This is a genomic window from Escherichia sp. Lx600-2 (genome assembly GCF_036662595.1).
In the GTDB taxonomy this organism is placed as follows: domain Bacteria; phylum Pseudomonadota; class Gammaproteobacteria; order Enterobacterales; family Enterobacteriaceae; genus Escherichia; species Escherichia coli.
The window spans coordinates 27,042-52,001 of record NZ_JAYQWM010000004.1; the positions used below are offsets into that span (position 1 = coordinate 27,042).

Annotated in this window: 22 protein-coding genes; 15 read left to right on the forward strand and 7 right to left on the reverse strand. The window is 51.3% G+C overall.

Annotation, left to right across the window (positions count from 1 at the left end):
- The first annotated feature begins 37 nt into the window (after positions 1 to 37).
- Together yhdP and tldD are read left to right on the forward strand one after the other, a co-directional pair.
- Positions 38 to 3,838, forward strand: coding sequence for an AsmA2 domain-containing protein YhdP (gene yhdP / locus OQV04_RS02185; RefSeq protein ID WP_099145049.1), 3,801 nt, complete (start codon positions 38 to 40; stop codon positions 3,836 to 3,838).
- A 155-nt stretch (positions 3,839 to 3,993) separates the two neighbouring features.
- A complete protein-coding gene (gene tldD / locus OQV04_RS02190; protein WP_332641593.1) occupies positions 3,994 to 5,439 on the forward strand; it encodes a metalloprotease TldD in 1,446 nt (481 codons plus the stop codon).
- A gap of 133 nt (positions 5,440 to 5,572) precedes the next feature.
- Here the strand turns inward: tldD and aaeR are convergent, their stop codons facing one another.
- The gene (gene aaeR, locus OQV04_RS02195) at positions 5,573 to 6,502 is read right to left on the reverse strand and encodes an HTH-type transcriptional activator AaeR (protein ID WP_000440317.1); all 930 of its coding nucleotides are present in this window, start codon (positions 6,500 to 6,502) and stop codon (positions 5,573 to 5,575) included.
- Between the two features lie 182 nt (positions 6,503 to 6,684).
- Here aaeR and aaeX point away from each other — a divergent pair, with 182 nt between their 5' ends.
- The 4 genes from aaeX to OQV04_RS02215 all read left to right on the forward strand — a co-directional run bounded on the left by aaeX (position 6,685) and on the right by OQV04_RS02215 (position 10,165).
- Positions 6,685 to 6,888, forward strand: coding sequence for a p-hydroxybenzoic acid efflux pump operon protein AaeX (aaeX, locus tag OQV04_RS02200; protein ID WP_000051841.1), 204 nt, complete (start codon positions 6,685 to 6,687; stop codon positions 6,886 to 6,888).
- A gap of 7 nt (positions 6,889 to 6,895) precedes the next feature.
- The gene (gene aaeA, locus OQV04_RS02205) at positions 6,896 to 7,828 is read left to right on the forward strand and encodes a p-hydroxybenzoic acid efflux pump subunit AaeA (RefSeq protein WP_000854033.1); all 933 of its coding nucleotides are present in this window, start codon (positions 6,896 to 6,898) and stop codon (positions 7,826 to 7,828) included.
- 5 nt (positions 7,829 to 7,833) lie between these two features.
- A complete protein-coding gene (gene aaeB, locus OQV04_RS02210) occupies positions 7,834 to 9,801 on the forward strand; it encodes a p-hydroxybenzoic acid efflux pump subunit AaeB (protein ID WP_000510962.1) in 1,968 nt (655 codons plus the stop codon).
- A gap of 91 nt (positions 9,802 to 9,892) precedes the next feature.
- Positions 9,893 to 10,165 carry a barstar family protein gene (locus OQV04_RS02215; protein ID WP_001029005.1) on the forward strand — a complete coding sequence of 91 codons (273 nt, stop codon included), beginning with the start codon at positions 9,893 to 9,895 and terminating at the stop codon, positions 10,163 to 10,165.
- A 55-nt stretch (positions 10,166 to 10,220) separates the two neighbouring features.
- On the opposite strand, the gene yhcN is transcribed toward OQV04_RS02215, so the two are convergent.
- Entirely contained in the window at positions 10,221 to 10,484 is a 264-nt protein-coding gene (gene yhcN / locus OQV04_RS02220; RefSeq protein ID WP_000695690.1) for a peroxide/acid stress response protein YhcN, read from the reverse strand.
- Positions 10,485 to 10,848: 364 nt separating this feature from the next.
- Positions 10,849 to 11,319 carry a transcriptional regulator ArgR gene (gene argR / locus OQV04_RS02225; RefSeq protein WP_001257846.1) on the reverse strand — a complete coding sequence of 157 codons (471 nt, stop codon included), beginning with the start codon at positions 11,317 to 11,319 and terminating at the stop codon, positions 10,849 to 10,851.
- Between the two features lie 434 nt (positions 11,320 to 11,753).
- Between argR and mdh the strand changes: the two genes are divergently transcribed.
- Positions 11,754 to 12,692, forward strand: a complete 939-nt coding sequence (gene mdh, locus OQV04_RS02230) for a malate dehydrogenase (RefSeq protein WP_001295272.1) — start codon at positions 11,754 to 11,756, stop codon at positions 12,690 to 12,692.
- 62 nt (positions 12,693 to 12,754) lie between these two features.
- Here mdh and degS read toward each other — a convergent pair whose 3' ends face one another.
- The 3 genes from degS to zapG all read right to left on the reverse strand — a co-directional run bounded on the left by degS (position 12,755) and on the right by zapG (position 15,831).
- Positions 12,755 to 13,822, reverse strand: coding sequence for an outer membrane-stress sensor serine endopeptidase DegS (gene degS, locus OQV04_RS02235; RefSeq protein ID WP_113813103.1), 1,068 nt, complete (start codon positions 13,820 to 13,822; stop codon positions 12,755 to 12,757).
- A gap of 89 nt (positions 13,823 to 13,911) precedes the next feature.
- On the reverse strand, positions 13,912 to 15,279 hold the full coding sequence (gene degQ, locus OQV04_RS02240; protein WP_032281670.1) for a serine endoprotease DegQ: 1,368 nt from the start codon (positions 15,277 to 15,279) through the stop codon (positions 13,912 to 13,914).
- A gap of 153 nt (positions 15,280 to 15,432) precedes the next feature.
- The gene (gene zapG, locus OQV04_RS02245) at positions 15,433 to 15,831 is read right to left on the reverse strand and encodes a Z-ring associated protein ZapG (protein WP_001295270.1); all 399 of its coding nucleotides are present in this window, start codon (positions 15,829 to 15,831) and stop codon (positions 15,433 to 15,435) included.
- A 193-nt stretch (positions 15,832 to 16,024) separates the two neighbouring features.
- Here zapG and zapE point away from each other — a divergent pair, with 193 nt between their 5' ends.
- The 5 genes from zapE (at position 16,025) to sspB (ending at position 19,743) form a co-directional block, all read left to right on the forward strand.
- Positions 16,025 to 17,152 (forward strand): cell division protein ZapE, encoded by a 1,128-nt coding sequence (zapE, locus tag OQV04_RS02250; RefSeq protein ID WP_001192334.1) that lies wholly within the window; start codon positions 16,025 to 16,027, stop codon positions 17,150 to 17,152.
- Between the two features lie 218 nt (positions 17,153 to 17,370).
- Positions 17,371 to 17,799 (forward strand): 50S ribosomal protein L13, encoded by a 429-nt coding sequence (gene rplM / locus OQV04_RS02255; protein WP_000847559.1) that lies wholly within the window; start codon positions 17,371 to 17,373, stop codon positions 17,797 to 17,799.
- A gap of 15 nt (positions 17,800 to 17,814) precedes the next feature.
- Positions 17,815 to 18,207, forward strand: coding sequence for a 30S ribosomal protein S9 (gene rpsI, locus OQV04_RS02260; protein ID WP_000829818.1), 393 nt, complete (start codon positions 17,815 to 17,817; stop codon positions 18,205 to 18,207).
- Positions 18,208 to 18,601: 394 nt separating this feature from the next.
- A complete protein-coding gene (gene sspA / locus OQV04_RS02265; protein ID WP_000257293.1) occupies positions 18,602 to 19,240 on the forward strand; it encodes a stringent starvation protein SspA in 639 nt (212 codons plus the stop codon).
- A gap of 5 nt (positions 19,241 to 19,245) precedes the next feature.
- Entirely contained in the window at positions 19,246 to 19,743 is a 498-nt protein-coding gene (sspB, locus tag OQV04_RS02270; RefSeq protein WP_000366129.1) for a ClpXP protease specificity-enhancing factor, read from the forward strand.
- A gap of 41 nt (positions 19,744 to 19,784) precedes the next feature.
- On the opposite strand, the gene dcuC is transcribed toward sspB, so the two are convergent.
- On the reverse strand, positions 19,785 to 21,152 hold the full coding sequence (dcuC, locus tag OQV04_RS02275; RefSeq protein WP_032281669.1) for an anaerobic C4-dicarboxylate transporter DcuC: 1,368 nt from the start codon (positions 21,150 to 21,152) through the stop codon (positions 19,785 to 19,787).
- A 379-nt stretch (positions 21,153 to 21,531) separates the two neighbouring features.
- Between dcuC and nanR the strand changes: the two genes are divergently transcribed.
- From nanR to nanT, 3 genes are all read left to right on the forward strand, one after another.
- Positions 21,532 to 22,323 (forward strand): transcriptional regulator NanR, encoded by a 792-nt coding sequence (nanR, locus tag OQV04_RS02280; RefSeq protein ID WP_000523845.1) that lies wholly within the window; start codon positions 21,532 to 21,534, stop codon positions 22,321 to 22,323.
- Between the two features lie 121 nt (positions 22,324 to 22,444).
- Positions 22,445 to 23,338 (forward strand): N-acetylneuraminate lyase, encoded by an 894-nt coding sequence (nanA, locus tag OQV04_RS02285; RefSeq protein WP_000224714.1) that lies wholly within the window; start codon positions 22,445 to 22,447, stop codon positions 23,336 to 23,338.
- 108 nt (positions 23,339 to 23,446) lie between these two features.
- On the forward strand, positions 23,447 to 24,937 hold the full coding sequence (nanT, locus tag OQV04_RS02290; RefSeq protein ID WP_000108458.1) for a sialic acid transporter NanT: 1,491 nt from the start codon (positions 23,447 to 23,449) through the stop codon (positions 24,935 to 24,937).
- Positions 24,938 to 24,960: the final 23 nt, after the last annotated feature.

The following is a 24,960-nucleotide window of genomic DNA, read 5'->3' on the forward strand; positions in this document are numbered from 1 at the left end:
TTTTTGAGTCACATATTTAGCAGACAAGGAGTGACGGGTGAGGCGATTGCCGGGGATTTTACTGCTTACTGGAGCCGCGCTCGTTGTGATCGCTGCCCTGCTGGTTAGCGGCCTGCGTATTGCTTTACCGCATCTTGACGCCTGGCGTCCGGAAATCCTCAACAAAATAGAATCCGCGACTGGCATGCCGGTTGAAGCCAGTCAGCTCTCAGCCAGCTGGCAGAATTTTGGCCCGACGCTTGAAGCACACGACATCCGTGCAGAACTAAAAGATGGCGGCGAATTTTCGGTTAAACGCGTTACTCTGGCGCTGGATGTCTGGCAGAGCCTGTTACATATGCGCTGGCAGTTTCGCGACCTCACTTTCTGGCAGCTGCGCTTTCGCACCAACACTCCTATCACCAGCGGTGGTAGCGATGACAGTCTGGAAGCCAGTCACATCAGCGATCTGTTTCTTCGTCAATTTGACCATTTCGATCTCCGCGACAGTGAAGTCAGTTTCCTGACGCCATCCGGTCAGCGCGCCGAGCTGGCGATCCCACAACTCACCTGGCTGAACGATCCACGTCGACACCGTGCGGAAGGCCTGGTAAGCCTCTCCAGCCTTACCGGACAGCACGGCGTGATGCAGGTGCGCATGGATTTGCGCGATGATGAGGGGTTGTTAAGCAATGGTCGCGTCTGGCTCCAGGCGGATGACATCGACCTGAAGCCGTGGCTCGGTAAATGGATGCAGGACAATATTGCGCTGGAAACGGCACAGTTCTCCCTTGAAGGCTGGATGACGATCGACAAAGGCGATGTAACCGGCGGTGACGTCTGGCTGAAACAGGGCGGTGCCAGCTGGTTGGGCGAGAAGCAAACGCATACGCTGTCGGTGGATAATCTGACCGCGCATATTACGCGTGAAAATCCGGGCTGGCAGTTCTCTATTCCCGATACACGGATCACGATGGACGGCAAACCCTGGCCGAGCGGAGCATTGACGCTGGCCTGGATACCGGAACAGGACGTTGGCGGCAAAGACAATAAACGCAGTGACGAACTCCGGATTCGCGCCAGTAATCTGGAGCTGGCAGGCCTGGAGGGCATACGCCCGCTGGCCGCGAAACTTTCACCTGCACTGGGTGATGTTTGGCGCTCCACACAACCGAGCGGCAAGATTAACACTCTGGCGCTGGATATCCCGCTTCAGGCGGCAGACAAGACCCGTTTTCAGGCATCGTGGAGCGATCTGGCCTGGAAGCAATGGAAATTATTACCGGGTGCGGAACACTTCTCCGGGACGCTTTCCGGCAGCGTTGAAAATGGTTTGCTTACCGCGTCGATGAAGCAGGCAAAGATGCCTTACGAAACGGTATTCCGTGCGCCACTGGAAATCGCCGACGGCCAGGCAACTATAAGCTGGCTGAACAATGACAAAGGTTTCCAGCTGGATGGGCGTAATATTGACGTTAAAGCCAAAGCCGTCCATGCGCGCGGCGGTTTTCGTTACCTGCAACCTGCTAACGATGAACCCTGGCTGGGTATTCTGGCTGGCATCAGTACCGATGATGGTTCACAAGCCTGGCGCTATTTCCCGGAAAACTTGATGGGTAAAGACCTGGTTGATTACTTAAGTGGCGCGATTCAGGGCGGTGAAGCGGATAACGCGACGCTGGTTTATGGTGGCAATCCGCAACTCTTCCCCTATAAACACAACGAAGGTCAGTTTGAAGTGCTGGTGCCGCTGCGCAACGCGAAGTTTGCCTTCCAGCCGGACTGGCCTGCATTAACTAACCTTGATATTGAACTGGACTTTATTAACGACGGTTTATGGATGAAAACCGATGGCGTTAATCTGGGCGGCGTGCGCGCGAGTAATCTCACCGCAGTGATCCCTGACTACTCGAAAGAAAAACTGCTGATTGACGCTGACATTAAAGGTCCGGGTAAAGCCGTTGGCCCTTACTTTGATGAGACACCGCTGAAAGATTCTCTGGGGGCGACCCTGCAAGAACTCCAGCTCGACGGCGATGTGAATGCTCGCTTACATCTTGATATCCCGCTGAATGGCGAACTGGTAACCGCGAAAGGTGATGTGACGCTGCGTAATAACAGTTTGTTTATCAAACCACTCGACAGCACCCTGAAAAATTTGAGCGGTAAATTCAGCTTTATCAATGGCGATCTGCAAAGTGAACCACTGACAGCAAGCTGGTTTAATCAGCCGTTGAACGTGGATTTTTCCACAAAAGAAGGGGCAAAAGCCTACCAGGTCGCGGTGAATCTCAACGGTAACTGGCAACCAGCGAAAACCGGCGTTCTGCCTGAAGCGGTGAACGAAGCATTGAGTGGCAGCGTGGCGTGGGATGGTAAAGTGGGCATTGATCTGCCTTATCATGCTGGCGCGACCTATAACGTAGAGCTGAATGGCGATCTGAAGAATGTGAGCAGTCACTTACCTTCACCGTTAGCCAAACCTGCGGGTGAACCACTAGCGGTAAACGTTAAGGTTGATGGCAATCTCAACAGCTTTGAATTAACCGGACAGGCTGGTGCGGATAACCATTTCAATAGCCGCTGGTTGCTTGGTCAAAAGCTGACGCTCGATCGTGTTATTTGGGCGGCAGACAGTAAAACGCTCCCGCCGTTGCCGGAACAAAGTGGTGTTGAACTCAATATGCCGCCGATGAATGGTGCCGAGTGGCTGGCCCTGTTCCAGAAAGGCGCGGCGGAGAGTGTCGGTGGTGCAGCGAGTTTCCCACAACACATAACGTTACGTACGCCTATGTTGTCGCTGGGAAATCAGCAATGGAATAACCTGAGTATTGTTTCGCAACCGACGGCAAATGGCACCCTGGTTGAGGCGCAAGGGCGTGAAATCAACGCCACGCTGGCGATGCGTAATAACGCGCCGTGGCTGGCGAATATCAAATATCTTTATTACAACCCGAGCGTGGCGAAAACTCGTGGTGATTCAACGCCGTCATCACCTTTCCCGACAACGGAGCGCATTAACTTCCGTGGCTGGCCGGACGCACAAATACGATGCACAGAGTGCTGGTTCTGGGGGCAAAAATTCGGTCGCATTGACAGTGATCTCACCATTTCTGGCGATACATTAACGCTGACCAATGGACTGATTGATACCGGTTTCTCGCGGATTACTGCCGATGGTGAATGGGTTAATAATCCGGGGAATGAACGTACCTCGCTGAAAGGAAAACTGCGCGGGCAGAAAATTGATGCCGCCGCAGAATTTTTTGGTGTCACGACGCCCATACGGCAGTCGTCATTTAATGTGGATTACGATTTACACTGGCGTAAAGCACCGTGGCAGCCAGATGAGGCGACGTTGAATGGCATCATTCATACTCAACTGGGTAAAGGCGAAATTACCGAAATCAATACCGGACATGCTGGGCAATTGCTGCGCTTATTGAGCGTAGATGCCCTGATGCGTAAGCTGCGTTTTGATTTCAGAGACACTTTTGGCGAAGGGTTCTATTTTGACTCCATTCGCAGCACCGCGTGGATTAAAGACGGCGTTATGCACACCGACGACACGTTGGTGGATGGCCTGGAGGCGGATATCGCCATGAAAGGGTCGGTAAATCTGGTACGTCGCGACCTGAATATGGAAGCGGTTGTCGCACCAGAGATTTCTGCGACGGTGGGCGTGGCTGCGGCTTTTGCGGTTAACCCCATTGTTGGCGCGGCAGTGTTTGCCGCCAGTAAAGTGCTGGGGCCGCTGTGGAGCAAAGTCTCCATTTTGCGCTATCACATTTCGGGTCCGCTGGACGATCCGCAAATCAACGAAGTGTTGCGCCAACCGCGTAAAGAAAAAGCGCAATGATTTGACGAGGGCGCGTAATTGCCCCAATCTCATAGGATAATCGTTGCCAAAGGCCAACGAGCCAGAACATAACCGTAGGCCGGACAGGGCGTTCACGCCGCATCCGGCAGCCGTAAAAAATCCTCTACTGCAGTAACTAACGAGTAGCAAAAACGATGAGTCTGAACCTGGTAAGTGAACAATTGCTAGCGGCGAACGGCCTGAAACATCAGGACTTGTTCGCGATCCTCGGTCAACTGGCCGAACGTCGCCTTGATTATGGCGATCTCTATTTTCAGTCGAGCTATCACGAATCCTGGGTTTTAGAAGACCGCATTATTAAAGATGGTTCTTACAACATCGATCAGGGCGTTGGTGTGCGTGCAATCAGCGGTGAAAAAACCGGATTTGCTTACGCTGACCAAATCAGCCTGCTGGCGCTGGAACAGAGTGCGCAAGCGGCGCGCACCATCGTCCGTGATAGCGGTGATGGCAAAGTACAGACGCTGGGCGCGGTAGAGCATAGCCCGTTGTATACCTCGGTAGATCCGCTGCAAAGCATGAGCCGTGAAGAGAAGCTGGATATCCTGCGTCGCGTCGATAAGGTTGCCCGCGAAGCGGACAAGCGCGTACAGGAAGTGACTGCCAGCCTCAGTGGTGTCTATGAATTAATTCTGGTTGCGGCCACCGACGGCACGCTAGCGGCGGATGTCCGTCCGCTGGTGCGTCTTTCCGTGAGCGTTCTGGTCGAAGAAGATGGCAAACGCGAACGCGGTGCCAGTGGCGGCGGCGGTCGTTTTGGTTATGAGTTCTTCCTTGCCGATCTCGACGGCGAAGTCCGTGCGGATGCATGGGCAAAAGAAGCAGTGCGTATGGCGCTGGTCAATCTTTCTGCCGTTGCTGCACCAGCGGGCACCATGCCGGTAGTACTTGGCGCAGGTTGGCCGGGCGTGCTGTTGCATGAAGCGGTAGGTCACGGTCTGGAAGGCGACTTCAACCGCCGTGGCACTTCAGTATTTAGTGGACAGGTCGGGGAGCTGGTGGCTTCAGAACTGTGTACCGTGGTTGATGATGGCACGATGGTCGATCGCCGAGGTTCGGTGGCGATTGATGACGAAGGTACGCCAGGCCAGTACAACGTGCTGATTGAGAACGGCATTCTGAAAGGCTACATGCAGGATAAACTCAACGCGCGTTTGATGGGGATGACGCCGACTGGCAACGGTCGCCGTGAATCCTACGCCCATCTGCCCATGCCGCGTATGACCAACACCTATATGCTGCCGGGTAAATCGACCCCGCAGGAAATTATTGAATCCGTTGAGTACGGTATCTATGCACCGAACTTTGGTGGCGGTCAGGTGGATATCACCTCCGGCAAATTCGTTTTCTCCACTTCAGAAGCATATCTGATTGAAAACGGTAAAGTAACGAAGCCGGTGAAAGGCGCAACGTTGATTGGTTCCGGTATCGAAACCATGCAGCAGATTTCGATGGTTGGCAACGGCCTGAAACTGGATAACGGCGTGGGTGTCTGCGGTAAAGAAGGGCAAAGTTTGCCGGTTGGCGTGGGCCAGCCAACGCTGAAAGTTGATAACCTGACTGTTGGCGGTACTGCGTAATAATTTCAGTATTTTCAGAAGGATAATTAATCCTACCTCGTGCACGAACGGTCCCCTCGCCCCTTTGGGGAGAGGGTTAGGGTGAGGGGAACCCGTTGGCACAGTTTTGAACAACGTAACAGTACAATATGAATTACTTCTCTTTCCCGCGCCCGTGCATCTCCTGAAACAATTTACCGACCTCAACAAAATAATCCGTCAGCGAGTTGATCACGACCTGTACCTTCAGCGGCAGCTTATCTTTTTCGGTATATAACGCATAAACCGGGCGTGGATCTGACTGATAACGCGGCAGCAGGATCTCCAGCTCCCCACGATTGATCTCGTTGATTACCCACATCAGCGGCACGTAGGCGATCCCGGCACCCGCCGTTAGCCAGCGCACCAGCGTCATCGGATCATTAGTCACAAATCTCCCTTGCGGGATCAGGCGAGTCGAGATCCCTTCCGGTGCAATCAGTTCAAATTCATTGTCGGGCCGCACGCTGTATTCAAGCCATGAATGGCTACTTAAATCGGCGGGTTTTTCCGGTATGCCGTATTGTGTGAGATAGCTTTTCGCGGCGCACACCACCATTGGCATCGCGCCAAGACGGCGGGAAAACAGGCTGGAATCCTGCAACGCGCCGACGCGGATCACCACATCCAGACCGTCGGCAATCAGGTCGGGGGCAGGAATTCCGGTAACCAGATTGACACTCAAACCTGGGTATTCTTTCAACATTTTTGCTGTCAGCCCGGCAAGAACATTTTGTGCCATAGTTGAAGAACAGCCAATGCGCAGCGTCCCGATGGGGGTGTTATTGAAGGCATACAGTTGCTCATGAACATCCTGCACTTCATGAAGCATCCGACGGCAGCCCTGGTAGTAAATTCTACCGGCTTCGGTCAGGCCAATGCTGCGTGTACTACGGTTTAACAGCTTTACCTGCAACTCATCTTCCAGTTTTGACACCGTCTGACTGATGGACGAAACGCTCATCTGTAGCTGTCTGGCGGCGGCGGTAAAAGAGCCAAATTCAACTACTTTGGCAAACACCGACATGCGTTTTAGTCGTTCCATTATTCACTCTGACTTAAAAGTGATTTAGATCACATAATATAGATAACAGCATAACAGTTACGCTAATATATTAAATATCAATCTACAGCAATGTTGCTCTCGCCCGGCTTTCCATGCCCTTCTCTGCGGCGACAGATGCTGAAAATAATAACGCCTGCTCTCTCTATACAACCAAGGTCAACATGAGTCTGTTTCCCGTTATCGTGGTGTTTGGGCTGTCCTTCCCACCGATATTTTTTGAATTGCTTTTATCACTGGCGATTTTCTGGCTGGTGCGCCGGGTACTTGTGCCAACAGGTATCTACGACTTTGTCTGGCATCCGGCGCTGTTCAACACCGCGCTCTATTGCTGCTTGTTTTATTTGATATCGCGACTGTTCGTTTGAGGTTGAAGTGAAAACACTAATAAGAAAATTCTCCCGTACGGCCATCACGGTCGTATTAGTCATTCTGGCCTTCATCGCAATTTTTAATGCCTGGGTCTATTACACCGAATCCCCGTGGACGCGTGACGCGCGCTTTAGCGCTGACGTCGTTGCGATCGCGCCGGACGTTTCTGGACTCATTACCCAGGTGAATGTTCATGATAACCAGCTGGTGAAAAAAGGACAGGTACTGTTCACCATCGACCAGCCGCGCTATCAAAAGGCGCTTGAGGAAGCGCAAGCCGATGTTGCTTATTATCAGGTACTGGCACAGGAGAAACGCCAGGAGGCCGGACGTCGTAACCGTCTCGGTGTGCAGGCGATGTCTCGCGAAGAGATCGACCAGGCCAACAACGTACTACAAACGGTTCTGCATCAGTTAGCGAAAGCGCAGGCGACCCGCGATCTGGCAAAACTGGATCTTGAACGCACGGTGATCCGCGCGCCAGCGGATGGCTGGGTGACCAACCTCAACGTCTATACCGGTGAGTTTATTACTCGTGGATCAACGGCGGTTGCGCTGGTGAAACAGAACTCTTTCTATGTACTGGCCTATATGGAAGAAACTAAGCTGGAAGGGGTGCGCCCTGGGTATCGTGCAGAGATCACGCCGCTTGGCAGTAACAAAGTGCTGAAAGGGACTGTTGATAGTGTTGCCGCTGGGGTCACCAACGCCAGCAGCACGCGTGACGACAAAGGGATGGCGACCATCGACTCTAACCTTGAATGGGTGCGTTTGGCGCAACGTGTTCCGGTTCGTATTCGTCTCGACAACCAGCAAGAGAACATCTGGCCTGCGGGCACCACTGCTACAGTGGTGGTCACTGGCAAACAAGATCGCGACGAAAGCCAGGATTCGTTCTTCCGTAAAATGGCCCATCGCCTGCGTGAGTTTGGTTAATCACGATGGGTATTTTCTCCATTGCTAATCAACATATTCGCTTTGCGGTAAAACTGGCGACCGCCATTGTACTGGCGCTGTTTGTTGGCTTTCACTTCCAGCTGGAAACGCCACGCTGGGCGGTACTGACAGCGGCGATTGTTGCCGCCGGTCCGGCCTTTGCTGCGGGAGGTGAACCGTATTCTGGCGCTATTCGCTATCGTGGCTTTTTGCGCATCATCGGCACATTTATTGGCTGTATTGCCGGACTGGTGATCATCATTGCGATGATCCGCGCACCATTATTGATGATTCTGGTGTGCTGTATCTGGGCCGGTTTTTGTACCTGGATATCCTCGCTGGTACGAATAGAAAACTCGTATGCGTGGGGGCTGGCCGGTTATACCGCGCTGATCATTGTGATCACCATTCAGCCGGAACCATTGCTTACGCCGCAGTTTGCCGTCGAACGTTGTAGCGAGATCGTTATCGGTATTGTGTGTGCGATTATGGCGGATTTGCTCTTTTCTCCGCGATCGATCAAACAAGAAGTGGATCGAGAGCTGGAAAGTTTGCTGGTCGCGCAATATCAATTAATGCAACTCTGTATCAAGCATGGCGATGGTGAAGTTGTCGATAAAGCCTGGGGCGACCTGGTGCGACGCACCACGGCGCTACAAGGCATGCGCAGCAACCTGAATATGGAATCTTCCCGCTGGGCGCGGGCCAATCGACGTTTAAAAGCGATCAATACGCTATCGCTGACGCTGATTACCCAATCCTGCGAAACTTATCTTATTCAGAATACGCGCCCGGAATTGATCACTGATACTTTCCGCGAATTTTTTGACACGCCGGTAGAAACCGCGCAGGACGTCCACAAGCAGCTCAAACGCCTGCGAAGAGTTATCGCCTGGACCGGGGAACGGGAAACGCCTGTCACCATTTATAGCTGGGTCGCGGCGGCAACGCGTTATCAGCTTCTCAAGCGCGGCGTTATCAGTAACACAAAAATCAACGCCACCGAAGAAGAGATCCTGCAAGGTGAACCGGAAGTAAAAGTAGAGTCAGCCGAACGTCATCATGCAATGGTTAACTTCTGGCGAACCACACTTTCCTGCATTCTGGGAACGCTTTTCTGGCTGTGGACGGGCTGGACTTCCGGTAGTGGTGCAATGGTGATGATTGCGGTAGTGACGTCACTGGCAATGCGTTTGCCGAATCCACGCATGGTGGCGATCGACTTTATCTACGGGACGCTGGCCGCGCTGCCGTTAGGGCTGCTCTACTTTTTGGTGATTATCCCTAATACCCAACAGAGCATGTTGCTGCTGTGTATTAGCCTGGCTGTGCTGGGATTCTTCCTCGGTATAGAAGTACAGAAACGGCGACTGGGCTCGATGGGGGCACTGGCCAGCACCATAAATATTATCGTGCTGGATAACCCGATGACTTTCCATTTCAGTCAGTTTCTCGACAGCGCATTAGGGCAAATCGTCGGCTGTGTGCTCGCGTTCACCGTTATTTTGCTGGTGCGGGATAAATCGCGCGACAGGACTGGACGTGTACTGCTTAATCAGTTTGTTTCTGCCGCTGTTTCCGCGATGACTACCAATGTGGCACGTCGTAAAGAGAACCACCTCCCGGCACTTTATCAGCAGCTGTTTTTGCTGATGAATAAGTTCCCAGGGGATTTGCCGAAATTTCGCCTGGCGCTGACGATGATTATCGCGCACCAGCGCCTGCGTGATGCGCCGATCCCGGTTAACGAGGATTTATCAGCGTTTCACCGACAAATGCGCCGCACAGCAGACCATGTGATATCTGCCCGTAGCGATGATAAACGTCGTCGGTACTTTGGCCAGTTGCTGGAAGAACTTGAAATCTACCAGGAAAAGTTACGCATCTGGCAAGCGCCACCGCAGGTGACGGAACCGGTTCATCGGCTGGCGGGGATGCTCCATAAGTATCAACATGCGTTGACCGATAGTTAAGTCAAAACCGACGCCAAAAGCGTCGGTTTTTTCATGGCTATACTTAGCGATGAACGGCAGAACTCGCCGCGAAACGTGACGGTGGCAACAGATGAATATTTATACCTTTGATTTTGATGAGATTGAGAGTCAGGAGGATTTTTATCGCGACTTCAGCCAAGCCTTTGGTCTGGCGAAAGATAAGGTACGCGATCTCGACTCACTATGGGATGTGTTAATGAACGATGTCCTGCCGCTACCACTTGAGATTGAATTTGTTCATCTGGGAGAGAAAACGCGTCGCCGTTTTGGCGCGTTAATATTGCTGTTTGATGAGGCAGAGGAAGAGCTGGAAGGGCATTTGCGTTTTAATGTTCGTCATTAGCGCAAAAAAAAGCCCCCGAACCGGGGGCAATATCGTCGGACAAGACGATGAGGGTTTATTTGTACAGTTCAGCCGTAGCGTGCCAGGTGTCACCGCTACGAGCTTCCGTAATCTGGTAGGCCGTTGCGCCTTTCTCTTCCGCTTTTTTGTTCAGCATTTCACGCATATCCATTGGCGAAGACGCCACACCACTTACGGATACGGTCCCGATTGCTTCACGATTTTGTGCTTGTGCAGCATCAATGGAGTCGGCAGCGAATGCACCGAAAGAGAGAACAGAAAGTACGCTTAATGCAGCAACAGTGGTTTTGATTTTCATGATTTTTACCTCGACATAATCTTTTAGCTGGGCCTTTGTTTCGTGACCCATATCACAAAATCAAGTATACACTAATTATTGAACTAATTAATACCACACTAACTGTTTCAGTTGATACTAAGTGTTAAAAATGTGAATTTTAATAACAAAAAAGAATTAAAAACACGGTTATTTATTTTTAATTCTAGTATTTTCAATTAGATAATGAATTTTGCATAATGTGCTTTTTTTACCGTATGTATTCATTGTGTGAATGATATGTCGCAGTAAAACGCACTATTCGTTAAATTAATCGCAGGGGAAAGCAGGGGGTTGAGAGGGATAAGCAACATTTTCCCCGCCGCCAGAAGCGACGGGGCAGAGATTAAAGCTCCTGGTCGAACAGCTCTAAAATCGCTTCGTACAGGTCTTTGACGGTGAAACCGTTAGCAGGGGTGGTAAAGATGGTGTCATCGCCAGCGATGGTGCCCAGAATACCTTCTGCTTTGCCCAGTGAGTCCAGCAGGCGAGCAATTAACTGCGCCGCGCCAGGGCTGGTATGAATCACGACAACTGCATCGTTGTAGTCGATATCCAGCACCAGATTCTTCAATGGACTGGAGGTAGTTGGTACACCCAGTTCAGCTGGCAGGCAGTAAACCATTTCCATTTTGGCATTGCGTGTACGTACAGCACCAAACTTGGTCAACATCCGCGAGACTTTAGACTGATTAATATTGTCAAAGCCTTGCTCCTGCAACGCGGCGACGATTTCGCCCTGGGAGCTAAATTTCTCTTCTTTAAGTAATGCTTTAAATGCTTTAACTAGTTCTTCTTGCTTAGCCGAGCTTCGCATAAGTCACCCGATATGGTGGTTGATACAACATTATTGTGCATACAGATGAATTTTTATGCAAACAGTCAGCCCTGAAGAAGGCTGAAATAATGTTATGAAAGAGCGGGATTTTATCAAATTTCGTTATTGAGAAACATGCCTGCGTCACGGCATGCAAATTCTGCTTAAAAGTAAATTAATTGTTATCAAATTGATGTTGTTTTGGCTGAACGGTAGGGTATATTGTCACCACCTGTTGGAATGTTGCGCTAATGCATAAGCGACTGTTAATTACGTAAGTTAGGTTCCTGATTACGGCAATTAAATGCATAAACGCTAAACTTGCGTGACTACACATTCTTGAGATGTGGTCATTGTAAACGGCAATTTTGTGGATTAAGGTCGCGGCAGCGGAGCAACATATCTTAGTTTATCAATATAATAAGGAGTTTAGGATGAAAGTCGCAGTCCTCGGCGCTGCTGGCGGTATTGGCCAGGCGCTTGCACTACTGTTAAAAACCCAACTGCCTTCAGGTTCAGAACTCTCTCTGTATGATATCGCTCCAGTGACTCCCGGTGTGGCTGTCGATCTGAGCCATATCCCTACTGCTGTGAAAATCAAAGGTTTTTCTGGTGAAGATGCGACTCCGGCGCTGGAAGGCGCAGATGTCGTTCTTATCTCTGCAGGTGTAGCGCGTAAACCGGGTATGGATCGTTCCGACCTGTTTAACGTTAACGCCGGCATCGTGAAAAACCTGGTACAGCAAGTTGCGAAAACCTGCCCGAAAGCGTGCATTGGTATTATCACTAACCCGGTTAACACCACAGTTGCAATTGCTGCTGAAGTGCTGAAAAAAGCCGGTGTTTATGACAAAAACAAACTGTTCGGCGTTACCACGCTGGATATCATTCGTTCCAACACCTTTGTTGCGGAACTGAAAGGCAAACAGCCAGGCGAAGTTGAAGTGCCGGTTATTGGCGGTCACTCTGGTGTTACCATTCTGCCGCTGCTGTCACAGGTTCCTGGCGTTAGTTTTACCGAGCAGGAAGTGGCTGATCTGACCAAACGTATCCAGAACGCGGGTACTGAGGTGGTTGAAGCGAAAGCCGGTGGCGGGTCTGCAACCCTGTCTATGGGCCAGGCAGCTGCACGTTTTGGCCTGTCTCTGGTTCGTGCACTGCAGGGCGAACAAGGCGTTGTCGAATGTGCCTACGTTGAAGGCGACGGTCAGTACGCCCGTTTCTTCTCTCAACCGCTGCTGCTGGGTAAAAACGGCGTGGAAGAGCGTAAATCTATCGGTACCCTGAGCGCATTTGAACAGAACGCGCTGGAAGGTATGCTGGATACGCTCAAGAAAGATATCGCCCTGGGCGAAGAGTTCGTTAATAAGTAATTGATTAGCGAATAATAAAAAACCGGAGCACAGACTCCGGTTTTTTGTTTTGAGCACTCGACTTAATTGGTTACCGGATATTCCTGAATGGTGACCTGCAGCGTTAACTGCTTATCATCACGCATCACTACAACCGGGATCACCGAGCCAGGGCGAATTTCTGCCACCTGATCCATCGTCTCCAGAGCAGAGATGGCCGGTTTGTTATCCACCGAAATAATCAGATCGTTGACCTGAATACCCGCATTCGCCGCCGGGCCGTCAGGTGACACTTCATTAACCACGATCCCTTGCAGTTGATCTATACCACCGCCCTGCGCGTGCAGTGGTGCGATCTCGCGTCCGCCGATACCAATGTAGCCGCGGATCACGCGACCATCGCGGATCAGCTTATCCATAATTTTGGTTGCTAACTGGAAAGGAATCGCAAAGCCGATACCTTCCGGCGTTTCGCCATCGTTACTCTTATCAAACGACAGCGTGTTAATGCCCATCAGTTCTCCCAGCGAGTTCACCAGCGCGCCGCCAGAGTTACCGTGGTTAATGGAAGCATCGGTTTGTAGGAAGTTTTGCCGCCCGGTCGGGTTCAGACCGATTCGACCCGTGGCACTAATAATCCCCTGGGTAATGGTCTGCCCGAGGTTGTACGGGTTACCGATCGCCAGTACCACGTCGCCAATGTGCGGTACGCGACGTGCATTGATCGGAATGGTAGGTAAACCGCCAGTGGCATTAATTTTAAGTACCGCCAGATCGGTTAGAGAGTCAGATCCCACCAGCAATGCTTCAAATACACGTCCATCCTGTAAGGCGACGATGATCTGATCGGCGTCGTTGATGACGTGTTTATTGGTGATGATATAACCGCGTTGATCCATGATTACACCGGATCCCAGGGTGCGGATCTCAAGCTGGTTGTGAGAGTTGGTGTTCAAACCACGGTTGTAAACGTTAACCACCGCTGGCGCGGCGCGGCGAACCGCCAGATTATAACTGGCAGGCGTCTCATCGGTACTGTCAAATTGCGGAGTGGAAAGCGGGTTAAGGCTGCGCAGCGAAGGCATGGCAACCAGCAGAATAGCGCCGACAATTAATCCAATCGCAACGGAACGTAAGAGCTTCACAAACATGATGGAGGCGTCATTAAAAAAGGGAACGGCAGCAGCATACCACGAGTTAACCGGACATCACACGTCAGCCTGATGCCCGGTTTACGACATTAACGCATCAGCAGATAGATGCTTTCATTGCCGCGTACAATTTGCAGGGCGATGATGGCCGGTTTTGCCGCCAGCACTTTACGCATTTCAGCAATCGAGTTCACCCGATCGCGGTTGACGCCAATGATCACATCGTCTTTTTGCAAGCCAGCCTGAGCAGCTGGGCTTCCTTTGACAACTTCATCGATTTTAATACCTTTGCCGCCATCTTTTAGCTGACCATCGCTCAACGTTGCACCTTCCAGCGCTGGCGTGATCATTTCAGCGCTGGCCGACGAAGAGGTGCTGGTATCGAGCGTCACTTCTACTTCCAGTGGTTTGCCGTTACGCAGCAGGCCAAGCTTCACTTTCGTGCCCGGCTCGGTGGTCGCGATACGAGAGCGCAACTCAGCAAAGCTATTCAGCGGTTTGCCGTTGAGGCTGGTAATAATATCGCCCGCTTTGACGCCCGTTTTCGCCGAGCCAGAACCTGGCAACACTTCGCTGACAAACGCGCCACGCTGCACGTCAAGGTTGAAGGCTTTGGCGATATCGGCACTCATCTCGGTGCCTTTGATGCCTAACAAACCGCGTTTGATTTCACCAAAGTCGATAAGCTGCTGCGCCAGTGTTCGCGCCATATTACTGGGGATGGCAAATCCAATTCCGACGCTCCCGCCGCCAGGCGCAAGGATTGCAGTGTTGATGCCAATTAACTCACCGTTAAGGTTTAACAGTGCACCGCCGGAGTTACCGCGGTTAATGGATGCATCTGTCTGGATAAAGTTTTCCAGACCTTCAAGATTCAACCCGCTGCGTCCTAATGCGGAAACAATGCCAGAGGTGGCGGTTTGCCCAAGGCCAAATGGGTTACCGACCGCCACGGCAAAATCACCGACGCGCAATTTATCGGAGTCGGCAATAGCGATTTGCGTTAATTTGCTCGGGTTTTGAATTTGCAACAGGGCGATATCGCTCTGGTCATCGCTACCAATCAGTTTTGCATCAAACTCGCGCCCATCATTGAGCTGAATACTGATTTTCTGTGCCTGATTAATCACATGGTTGTTGGTCAGCACATAGCCTTTACTGGCGTTGATGATGACACCGGAGCCTAAACCTTCGAAGGGTTGTGCAGGTTGATCCGGTAAATCATCACCAAAAAACTTTTTGAATTCTTCCGGGATTTTCTGTCCCTGACTGGCCGTTCCTTCCACCCGTACGCTCACCACTGCCGGAAGCACTTTTTCCAGCATTGGAGCCAGACTGGGGAGGGGGGCCTGATCGGCAACCTGGCCTGGAATCGACGCGACGGCCTGAAATGACGCCGAGAGAGTTAACCCGACACTTAACGCTAATGCACTCAACAGCTGGGTTTGTTTTTTCATTATTCCTGCTCTCGTACCTGAATGATAAGAAAAGAGATTCAAAACAGTTTGATGTTATTGAATTTTCAGACGGCTAACAATGAGACACCAGATTAAATGATAGTCGGGGAGGGAGAGAAGAGGAGGGCGCAATGGCTGCGCCCGAAAAATAAATTAGTCGCGCTTCGCGCCAGTACGCAGCAGGCCGGATGCGCCTTCAGAATAGTCGCGAGGCATCTGCACCGGTGCCTGATCGTTGCTGGCTTCAGACTCTGCCAGACGATTACGGAACGGGTTTGCTTCAGCAGACAGTTCCGGCAGCAGGCTGCTGGAGCTTTTCGCCATGTGCTGATACAGCTGGCGATAGTCGTGCGCCATGGTATCCAGTAATTCCGCGCTGCGGGCAAAGTGGCTAACCAGCTCTTCGCGATACTCGTCCAGTTCAGCTTTATTCTTTTCCAGTTCGTACTGCAACGCCTGTTGCTGGCGTAGTTTACGATTACCAAAACGCATGGCCACAGCACCAATAATGATGCCGACGACTAACCCAATTAGCGCATATTCCCAGGTCATGAACATCTCCCGTTGTCTTTTGTTTCCGTAGGGTGTTGGCTTCAGGCTCCATGCCTGCGGCTGATTATGCCACTATAACCGTTAATTCCACAGAAGTGGAATCCCGACTGCATATCGCGTAGTGTAGAACGGCCTTTTTTTCGTCAACCGTGAACAACGGCGCACCGATTATTCAAGGAATAACAATAAGATCATGCAAAGCGTTACCCCAACATCGCAATACCTGAAGGCGCTCAATGAAGGCAGCCATCAACCCGACGACGTTCAAAAAGAGGCCGTCAGCCGCCTGGAAATTATTTATCAGGAACTCATCAATAGCACGCCACCAGCCCCCAGGACGAGTGGGCTAATGGCGCGGGTCGGTAAGCTGTGGGGTAAACGCGAAGACACAAAGCATACGCCAGTGCGTGGCTTATATATGTGGGGCGGTGTAGGACGCGGGAAAACCTGGCTGATGGACCTTTTCTATCAAAGCCTGCCGGGAGAGCGGAAACAGCGCCTGCACTTTCACCGTTTTATGCTGCGGGTGCACGAAGAGCTAACTGCCTTACAGGGGCAGACCGATCCGCTGGAAATTATTGCCGATCGCTTTAAAGCCGAAACTGACGTGCTCTGTTTTGACGAATTTTTTGTTTCTGATATTACCGACGCCATGCTACTTGGCGGTCTGATGAAAGCCCTGTTCGCCCGCGGTATTACCCTGGTAGCGACGTCAAATATTCCGCCGGATGAACTTTATCGAAATGGCCTGCAACGTGCGCGTTTTCTGCCTGCAATCGATGCCATTAAACAGCATTGTGATGTAATGAACGTGGACGCTGGTGTTGATTATCGACTGCGTACACTCACTCAGGCGCATCTGTGGCTTTCGCCACTCCACGATGAAACCCGGGCGCAAATGGATAAACTATGGTTGGCGCTGGCGGGGGGGAAACGAGAAAATTCACCGACGTTAGAAATCAACCATCGGCCATTAGCGACAATGGGCGTCGAGAACCAGACGCTGGCGGTCTCTTTTACTACGCTGTGCGTCGACGCCCGCAGTCAGCATGACTATATTGCGCTCTCACGTCTCTTTCATACGGTCATGTTGTTTGATGTACCAGTTATGACGCGGTTGATGGAGAGCGAAGCGCGGCGCTTTATTGCGCTGGTGGATGAGTTTTACGAGCGCCATGTCAAATTAGTGGTGAGTGCAGAAGTGCCGCTGTATGAAATTTATCAGGGCGAGCGACTTAAATTTGAGTTCCAGCGTTGCCTGTCACGTCTGCAAGAGATGCAAAGCGAAGAGTATCTGAAGCGCGAGCATTTAGCGGGTTAAAACCTGGCACAAATCACAAAAAGGGGTCGATCTTTGACCCCGACTTCTCTATAATCCTGCGACCCCACGTTACAAGAAAGTTTTTTTCCCAAAACTTTTTGTGTGCTGGCATAGGCTATTCGAAGGGGTAGGTTTGCCGGACTTTGTCGTGTGAACCTCAACAATTGAAGACGTTTGGGTGTTCACCAACGTGTAACTATTTATTGGGTAAGCTTTTAATGAAAACTTTTACAGCTAAACCAGAAACCGTAAAACGCGACTGGTATGTTGTTGACGCGACCGGTAAAACTCTGGGCCGTCTGGCTACTGAACTGGCTCGTCGCCTGCGCGGTAAGCACAAAGCGGAATACACTCCGCACGTAGATACCGGTGATTACATCATCGTTCTGAACGCTGACAAAGTTGCTGTAACCGGCAACAAGCGTACTGACAAAGTGTACTATCACCACACCGGCCACATCGGTGGTATCAAACAAGCGACCTTTGAAGAGATGATTGCTCGCCGTCCTGAGCGTGTGATTGAAATCGCGGTTAAAGGCATGTTGCCAAAAGGCCCGCTGGGTCGTGCTATGTTCCGTAAACTGAAAGTTTACGCGGGTAACGAGCACAACCACGCGGCACAGCAACCGCAAGTTCTTGACATCTAATCGGGATTATAGGCAATGGCTGAAAATCAATACTACGGCACTGGTCGCCGCAAAAGTTCCGCAGCTCGCGTTTTCATCAAACCGGGCAACGGTAAAATCGTAATCAACCAACGTTCTCTGGAACAGTACTTCGGTCGTGAAACTGCTCGCATGGTAGTTCGTCAGCCGCTGGAACTGGTCGACATGGTTGAGAAACTGGACCTGTACATCACCGTTAAAGGTGGTGGTATCTCTGGTCAGGCTGGTGCGATCCGTCACGGTATCACCCGCGCTCTGATGGAATACGACGAGTCCCTGCGTTCTGAACTGCGTAAAGCTGGCTTCGTTACTCGTGACGCTCGTCAGGTTGAACGTAAGAAAGTCGGTCTGCGTAAAGCACGTCGTCGTCCGCAGTTCTCCAAACGTTAATTGGCTTCTGCTCCGGCAGAAAACAATTTGCGAAAAAACCCGCTTCGGCGGGTTTTTTTATGGTTAAATTCTGAATCAGCGTAAAAAATGGAAAGTTGCTTTTTGCTGCCGTCTGACAGACAGGCAAAACAAAAACCACATCGCCAATAAGGGACTAAGTCAACTATTTCAGACTAAAGCGCATCTCTTTTTCCCCATTTCCGGCATCGACTCACCACAAAGGTCGCAAAATCTGGTAAACTATCATCCAATTTTCTGCCCAAATGTCGGGTATTGCTCATTTTTTGTTTGATTTTCGAACAAAGAGAGTCGTTCCTTACTGGGTAACACAACTTCTGACTGGCCACCTGGTGGCTGGTAGCAGTAAAAATTCTGACTATACCTGGAGGTTTTCATGGCTGTCGCTGCCAACAAACGTTCGGTAATGACGCTGTTTTCCGGTCCTACTGACATCTATAGCCATCAGGTCCGCATTGTGCTGGCTGAGAAAGGTGTAAGTTTCGAGATCGAACACGTGGAAAAGGACAATCCGCCTCAGGATCTGATTGACCTCAACCCGAATCAGAGCGTTCCGACCCTGGTGGATCGTGAGCTGACCCTGTGGGAATCTCGCATCATTATGGAATATCTGGATGAGCGTTTCCCGCATCCGCCACTGATGCCTGTTTACCCGGTAGCTCGCGGTGAAAGCCGTCTGTACATGCATCGCATCGAAAAAGACTGGTACACGCTGATGAACACCATCATCAACGGTTCAGCTTCTGAAGCAGATGCCGCACGTAAGCAACTGCGCGAAGAACTGCTGGCGATTGCGCCGGTCTTCGGTCAGAAGCCGTACTTCCTGAGCGATGAGTTCAGCCTGGTCGATTGCTACCTTGCTCCGCTGCTGTGGCGTCTGCCGCAACTGGGTATCGAGTTCAGCGGCCCGGGTGCGAAAGAGCTGAAAGGCTATATGACCCGCGTCTTTGAGCGTGACTCTTTCCTTGCTTCTTTAACTGAAGCAGAACGTGAAATGCGTCTGGGCCGGAGTTAATCTGTATGGATTTGTCACAGCTAACACCACGTCGTCCCTATCTGCTGCGTGCATTCTATGAGTGGTTGCTGGATAACCAGCTCACGCCGCACCTGGTGGTGGATGTGACGCTCCCTGGCGTGCAGGTTCCTATGGAATATGCGCGTGACGGGCAAATCGTACTCAACATTGCGCCGCGTGCTGTCGGCAATCTGGAACTGGCGAATGATGAGGTGCGCTTTAATGCGCGCTTTGGTGGCATTCCGCGTCAGGTTTCTGTGCCGCTGGCTGCCGTGCTGGCTATCTACGCCCGTGAAAATGGCGCAGGCACGATGTTTGAGCCTGAAGCTGCCTACGATGAAGATACCAGCATCATGAATGATGAAGAGGCATCGGCAGACAACGAAACCGTTATGTCGGTTATTGATGGCGATAAGCCAGATCACGATGATGACACTCATCCTGACGATGAACCTCCGCAGCCACCACGCGGTGGTCGACCGGCATTACGCGTTGTGAAGTAATACAAAACAGGCCCTGGCGGCCTGTTTTATCTTTTAATGACTTAATAAAATAGCGTGATTGTGGCAATCATATTCACCACGAAACCGACTGCCATGGGGATCGCTGTCCGCTTCACCACCGCAAAAGGCGAAACGCCTGCAATTCCTGACGTAACGACCACCACCGCAGTAATCGGCGAAACCGCGCGCGCTAGCGTCGTGGCAAAATGCATCGGCATAATCATTACAACCGCTGGTACATGTAGTCCGGCTGCGATATTCGGAATAAGACTGGCAAATGACATAAACGGCGCATTGCCAGAGCCCATCACAATGGCACAAATGGCAATGACCAGCGCCATAATAATCATCACGCCAATACCGCCCAGACCAGAATGCTCCGCACCCCTGATAACCGCATCGACAGTGCCAATCGTCGTTAAGCCTTTCGCAAATATTTCACCCGCGACCACCAGCGTTACCACGTTGGCAAACTGCGTACCCATGCCGTCAAAAAACGCCTGCACATCGTCCATTGTTTCGCGTAATTTATGCTTGCGGAAGAACTCAACAAACATCGTCACCGTCAAACTCAGTAACATCACCACCACCAGATGCAGTTCTGACTGCATCAGCCCGATGTGGGCGAGGAACAGCGAGCCGAGCATCAGGATTAACGGCATCACAGGTAAAATGGCGTAATAGAGCGGCGGGACATTATCGAGAGTTTTTTGCTCTGCCTGTTCGTGATTGATATTTTTATCTTTTTTGTCAAAAGCGCGTTGCACGAAAAAGTGGGAGATCGCCACCGAGGTAATGACGCAAGAGGCGACCGGAAGCTGGTAGTGGAAGAAGTAAGTGGCAATTTTCATTCCCGCTACCTGGGCAGCAAAAATGGAGTTCGTTTCCAGAATCCCCCACTCAATGGACATTGTGGTTGCGATAACCGCCACCGCAGAGAGACGGCTTACTCCCAGACTCACCAGTGTCGGAAATAAGGTGACCATCAGCAACATACCCAGGCCGGAGGCGCTGGTAATAAACTGCGCCATGATTTGGCCGATGACGTAAGTTGCCGACAGAATAATATACGGCGAGCGAATGAGTTTTAACGGGCGGCTTAACAAGCTCACCATCGCGCGACTGGCCCCTATGCGCTCCATGTAGCGGGCATAACCGCCCACCGCCATAATCGACAGCCCCAATCCGGCAATGCGGTTGGACAGCATGCGCAGGATTTCATTATAAATATCGACGATCAAGTAGCCGCTGCTTTTGGCGGGATCGAGTACACCACCGAACCCTAACCAGACACCGCACATCATCAGGAAGATACCTGCGGCAGCCAGCACCACCTGAGGTTTGTAGTTTTTCAGGATCAAATAGCCCATCGTAATTAATACGATGACAGATATAATTATGCCGAACATTGTTGAACTCCGTGTCAAAAGAAAACGGTCAATCCCATAAATGGCAGATTGAAAACAATGATGTTATATTTTTTGCAAGTCTATTTATGGTGCTGATGTCGTGTTTTTAATTGTAGGTGAGGTGATTTTTCATTAAAAAATATGTGCTTATGATTATTTTGTAAGAACACATTCATAATATTCATAATGCTCTTGAATAGTCTTGTAAATAATTCAATCGGGATGTTTTTATCTGCGTTACATTAATTTTTCGCAATAGTTAATTATTCCGTTAATTATGGTAATGATGAGGCACAAAGAGAAAACCCTGCCATTTTCCCCTACTTTCAATCCTGTGATAGGATGTCACTGATGATGTTAATCACACTGACCTTACAGAATGGGCCTTATGAACGCATTTGATTCGCAAACCGAAGATTCTTCACCTGCAATTGGTCGCAACTTGCGTAGCCGCCCGCTGGCGCGTAAAAAACTCTCCGAAATGGTGGAAGAAGAGCTGGAACAGATGATCCGCCGTCGTGAATTTGGCGAAGGTGAACAATTACCGTCTGAACGCGAACTGATGGCGTTCTTTAACGTCGGGCGTCCTTCGGTGCGTGAAGCGCTGGCAGCGTTAAAACGCAAAGGTCTGGTGCAAATAAACAACGGCGAACGTGCCCGCGTCTCACGTCCTTCTGCGGACACCATCATCGGCGAGCTTTCCGGCATGGCGAAAGATTTCCTTTCTCATCCTGGTGGGATTGCCCATTTCGAACAATTACGTCTGTTCTTTGAATCCAGCCTGGTGCGCTATGCGGCTGAACATGCCACCGATGAGCAAATCGATTTGCTGGCAAAAGCACTGGAAATCAACAGTCAGTCGCTGGATAACAACGCGGCATTCATTCGTTCAGACGTGGATTTCCACCGCGTGCTGGCGGAGATCCCCGGTAACCCAATCTTCATGGCGATCCACGTTGCCCTGCTCGACTGGCTTATTGCCGCACGCCCAACGGTTACCGATCAGGCACTGCACGAACATAACAACGTTAGTTATCAACAGCATATTGCGATCGTTGATGCGATCCGCCGCCACGATCCCGATGAAGCCGATCGTGCGTTGCAATCGCATCTCAACAGCGTCTCTGCTACCTGGCACGCCTTCGGTCAGACCACCAACAAAAAGAAATAATGCAACTTTAGTGAAGCAGATCGCATTATAAGCTTTCTGTATGGGGTGTTGCTTAATTGATCTGGTATAACAGGTATAAAGGTATATCGTTTATCAGACAAGCATCACTTCAGAGGTATTTATGGCAACGAATTTACGTGGCGTAATGGCTGCACTCCTGACTCCTTTTGACCAACAACAAGCACTGGATAAAGCGAGTCTGCGCCGCCTGGTTCAGTTCAATATTCAGCAGGGCATCGACGGTTTATACGTGGGTGGTTCGACCGGCGAAGCCTTTGTACAAAGCCTTTCCGAGCGTGAACAGGTACTGGAAATCGTCGCCGAAGAGGCGAAAGGTAAGATTAAACTCATCGCCCACGTCGGTTGCGTCAGCACCGCCGAAAGCCAACAACTTGCGGCATCGGCTAAACGTTATGGCTTCGATGCCGTCTCCGCCGTCACGCCGTTCTACTATCCTTTCAGCTTTGAAGAACACTGCGATCACTATCGGGCAATTATTGATTCGGCGGATGGTTTGCCGATGGTGGTGTACAACATTCCAGCCCTGAGCGGGGTAAAACTGACCCTGGATCAGATCAACACACTGGTTACGCTGCCTGGTGTCGGCGCGCTGAAACAGACCTCTGGCGATCTCTATCAGATGGAACAGATCCGTCGTGAACATCCTGATCTGGTGCTCTATAACGGTTACGACGAAATCTTCGCTTCCGGCTTGCTGGCGGGCGCAGACGGCGGTATCGGCAGTACTTACAATATCATGGGCTGGCGATATCAGGGGATCGTGAAGGCGCTGAAAGAAGGCGATATCCAGACCGCGCAGAAACTGCAAACTGAGTGCAATAAAGTCATTGATTTACTGATCAAAACGGGCGTATTCCGCGGCCTGAAAACTGTTCTGCATTATATGGATGTCGTGTCTGTGCCGCTGTGCCGCAAACCGTTTGGTCCGGTAGATGAAAAATATCTGCCAGAACTGAAGGCGCTGGCCCAGCAGTTGATGCAAGAGCGCGGGTGAGTTGTTTCCCCTCGCTCGCCCCTACCGGGTGAGGGGAAATAAACGCATCTGTACCCTACAATTTTCATACCAAAGCGTGTGGGCATCGCCCACCGCGGGAGACTCACAATGAGTACTACAACCCAGAATATCCCGTGGTATCGCCATCTCAATCGTGCACAATGGCGGGCATTTTCCGCTGCCTGGTTGGGATATCTGCTTGACGGTTTTGATTTCGTTTTAATCGCCCTGGTACTCACCGAAGTACAAGGTGAATTCGGGCTGACGACGGTGCAGGCGGCAAGTCTGATCTCCGCAGCCTTTATCTCTCGCTGGTTCGGCGGCCTGATGCTCGGCGCTATGGGTGACCGCTACGGGCGTCGTCTGGCAATGGTCACCAGCATCGTTCTCTTCTCGGCCGGGACGCTGGCCTGCGGCTTTGCGCCAGGCTACATCACCATGTTTATCGCTCGTCTGGTCATCGGCATGGGGATGGCGGGTGAATACGGTTCCAGCGCCACCTATGTCATTGAAAGCTGGCCAAAACATCTGCGTAACAAAGCCAGTGGCTTTCTGATTTCAGGCTTCTCTGTAGGGGCCGTCGTTGCCGCTCAGGTCTACAGCCTGGTGGTTCCGGTCTGGGGCTGGCGTGCGCTGTTCTTTATCGGCATTTTGCCAATCATCTTTGCTCTCTGGCTGCGTAAAAACATCCCGGAAGCGGAAGACTGGAAAGAGAAACACGCAGGTAAAGCACCAGTACGCACAATGGTGGATATTCTCTACCGTGGTGAACATCGCATTGCCAATATCGTAATGACACTGGCGGCGGCTACTGCGCTGTGGTTCTGCTTCGCCGGTAACCTGCAAAATGCCGCGATCGTCGCTGTTCTTGGGCTGTTATGCGCCGCAATCTTTATCAGCTTTATGGTGCAGAGTACGGGCAAACGCTGGCCAACTGGCGTAATGCTGATGGTGGTCGTGTTGTTTGCTTTCCTCTACTCATGGCCGATTCAGGCGCTGCTGCCAACGTATCTGAAAACCGATCTGGCTTATAACCCGCATACTGTCGCCAATGTGCTGTTCTTTAGTGGCTTTGGCGCGGCGGTGGGGTGCTGCGTCGGTGGCTTCCTCGGTGACTGGCTGGGAACCCGCAAAGCGTACGTTTGTAGTCTGTTGGCCTCGCAGCTGCTGATTATTCCGGTATTTGCGATTGGCGGCGCAAACGTCTGGGTGCTCGGTCTGTTACTGTTCTTCCAGCAAATGCTTGGACAAGGGATCGCCGGGATCTTACCGAAACTGATTGGCGGTTATTTCGATACCGACCAGCGTGCAGCGGGCCTGGGCTTTACCTATAACGTTGGCGCATTGGGTGGCGCACTGGCCCCAATCATCGGCGCGTTGATCGCTCAACGTCTGGATCTGGGTACTGCGCTGGCATCGCTCTCGTTCAGTCTGACATTTGTGGTGATCCTGCTGATTGGTCTGGATATGCCTTCCCGTGTTCAGCGTTGGCTGCGCCCGGAAGCATTGCGTACTCATGACGCTATCGACGGCAAACCATTTAGCGGTGCCGTGCCATTTGGCCGCGCCAAAAACGATTTAGTCAAAACCAAAAGTTAATCCTGTTGCCCGGTCTCTGTACC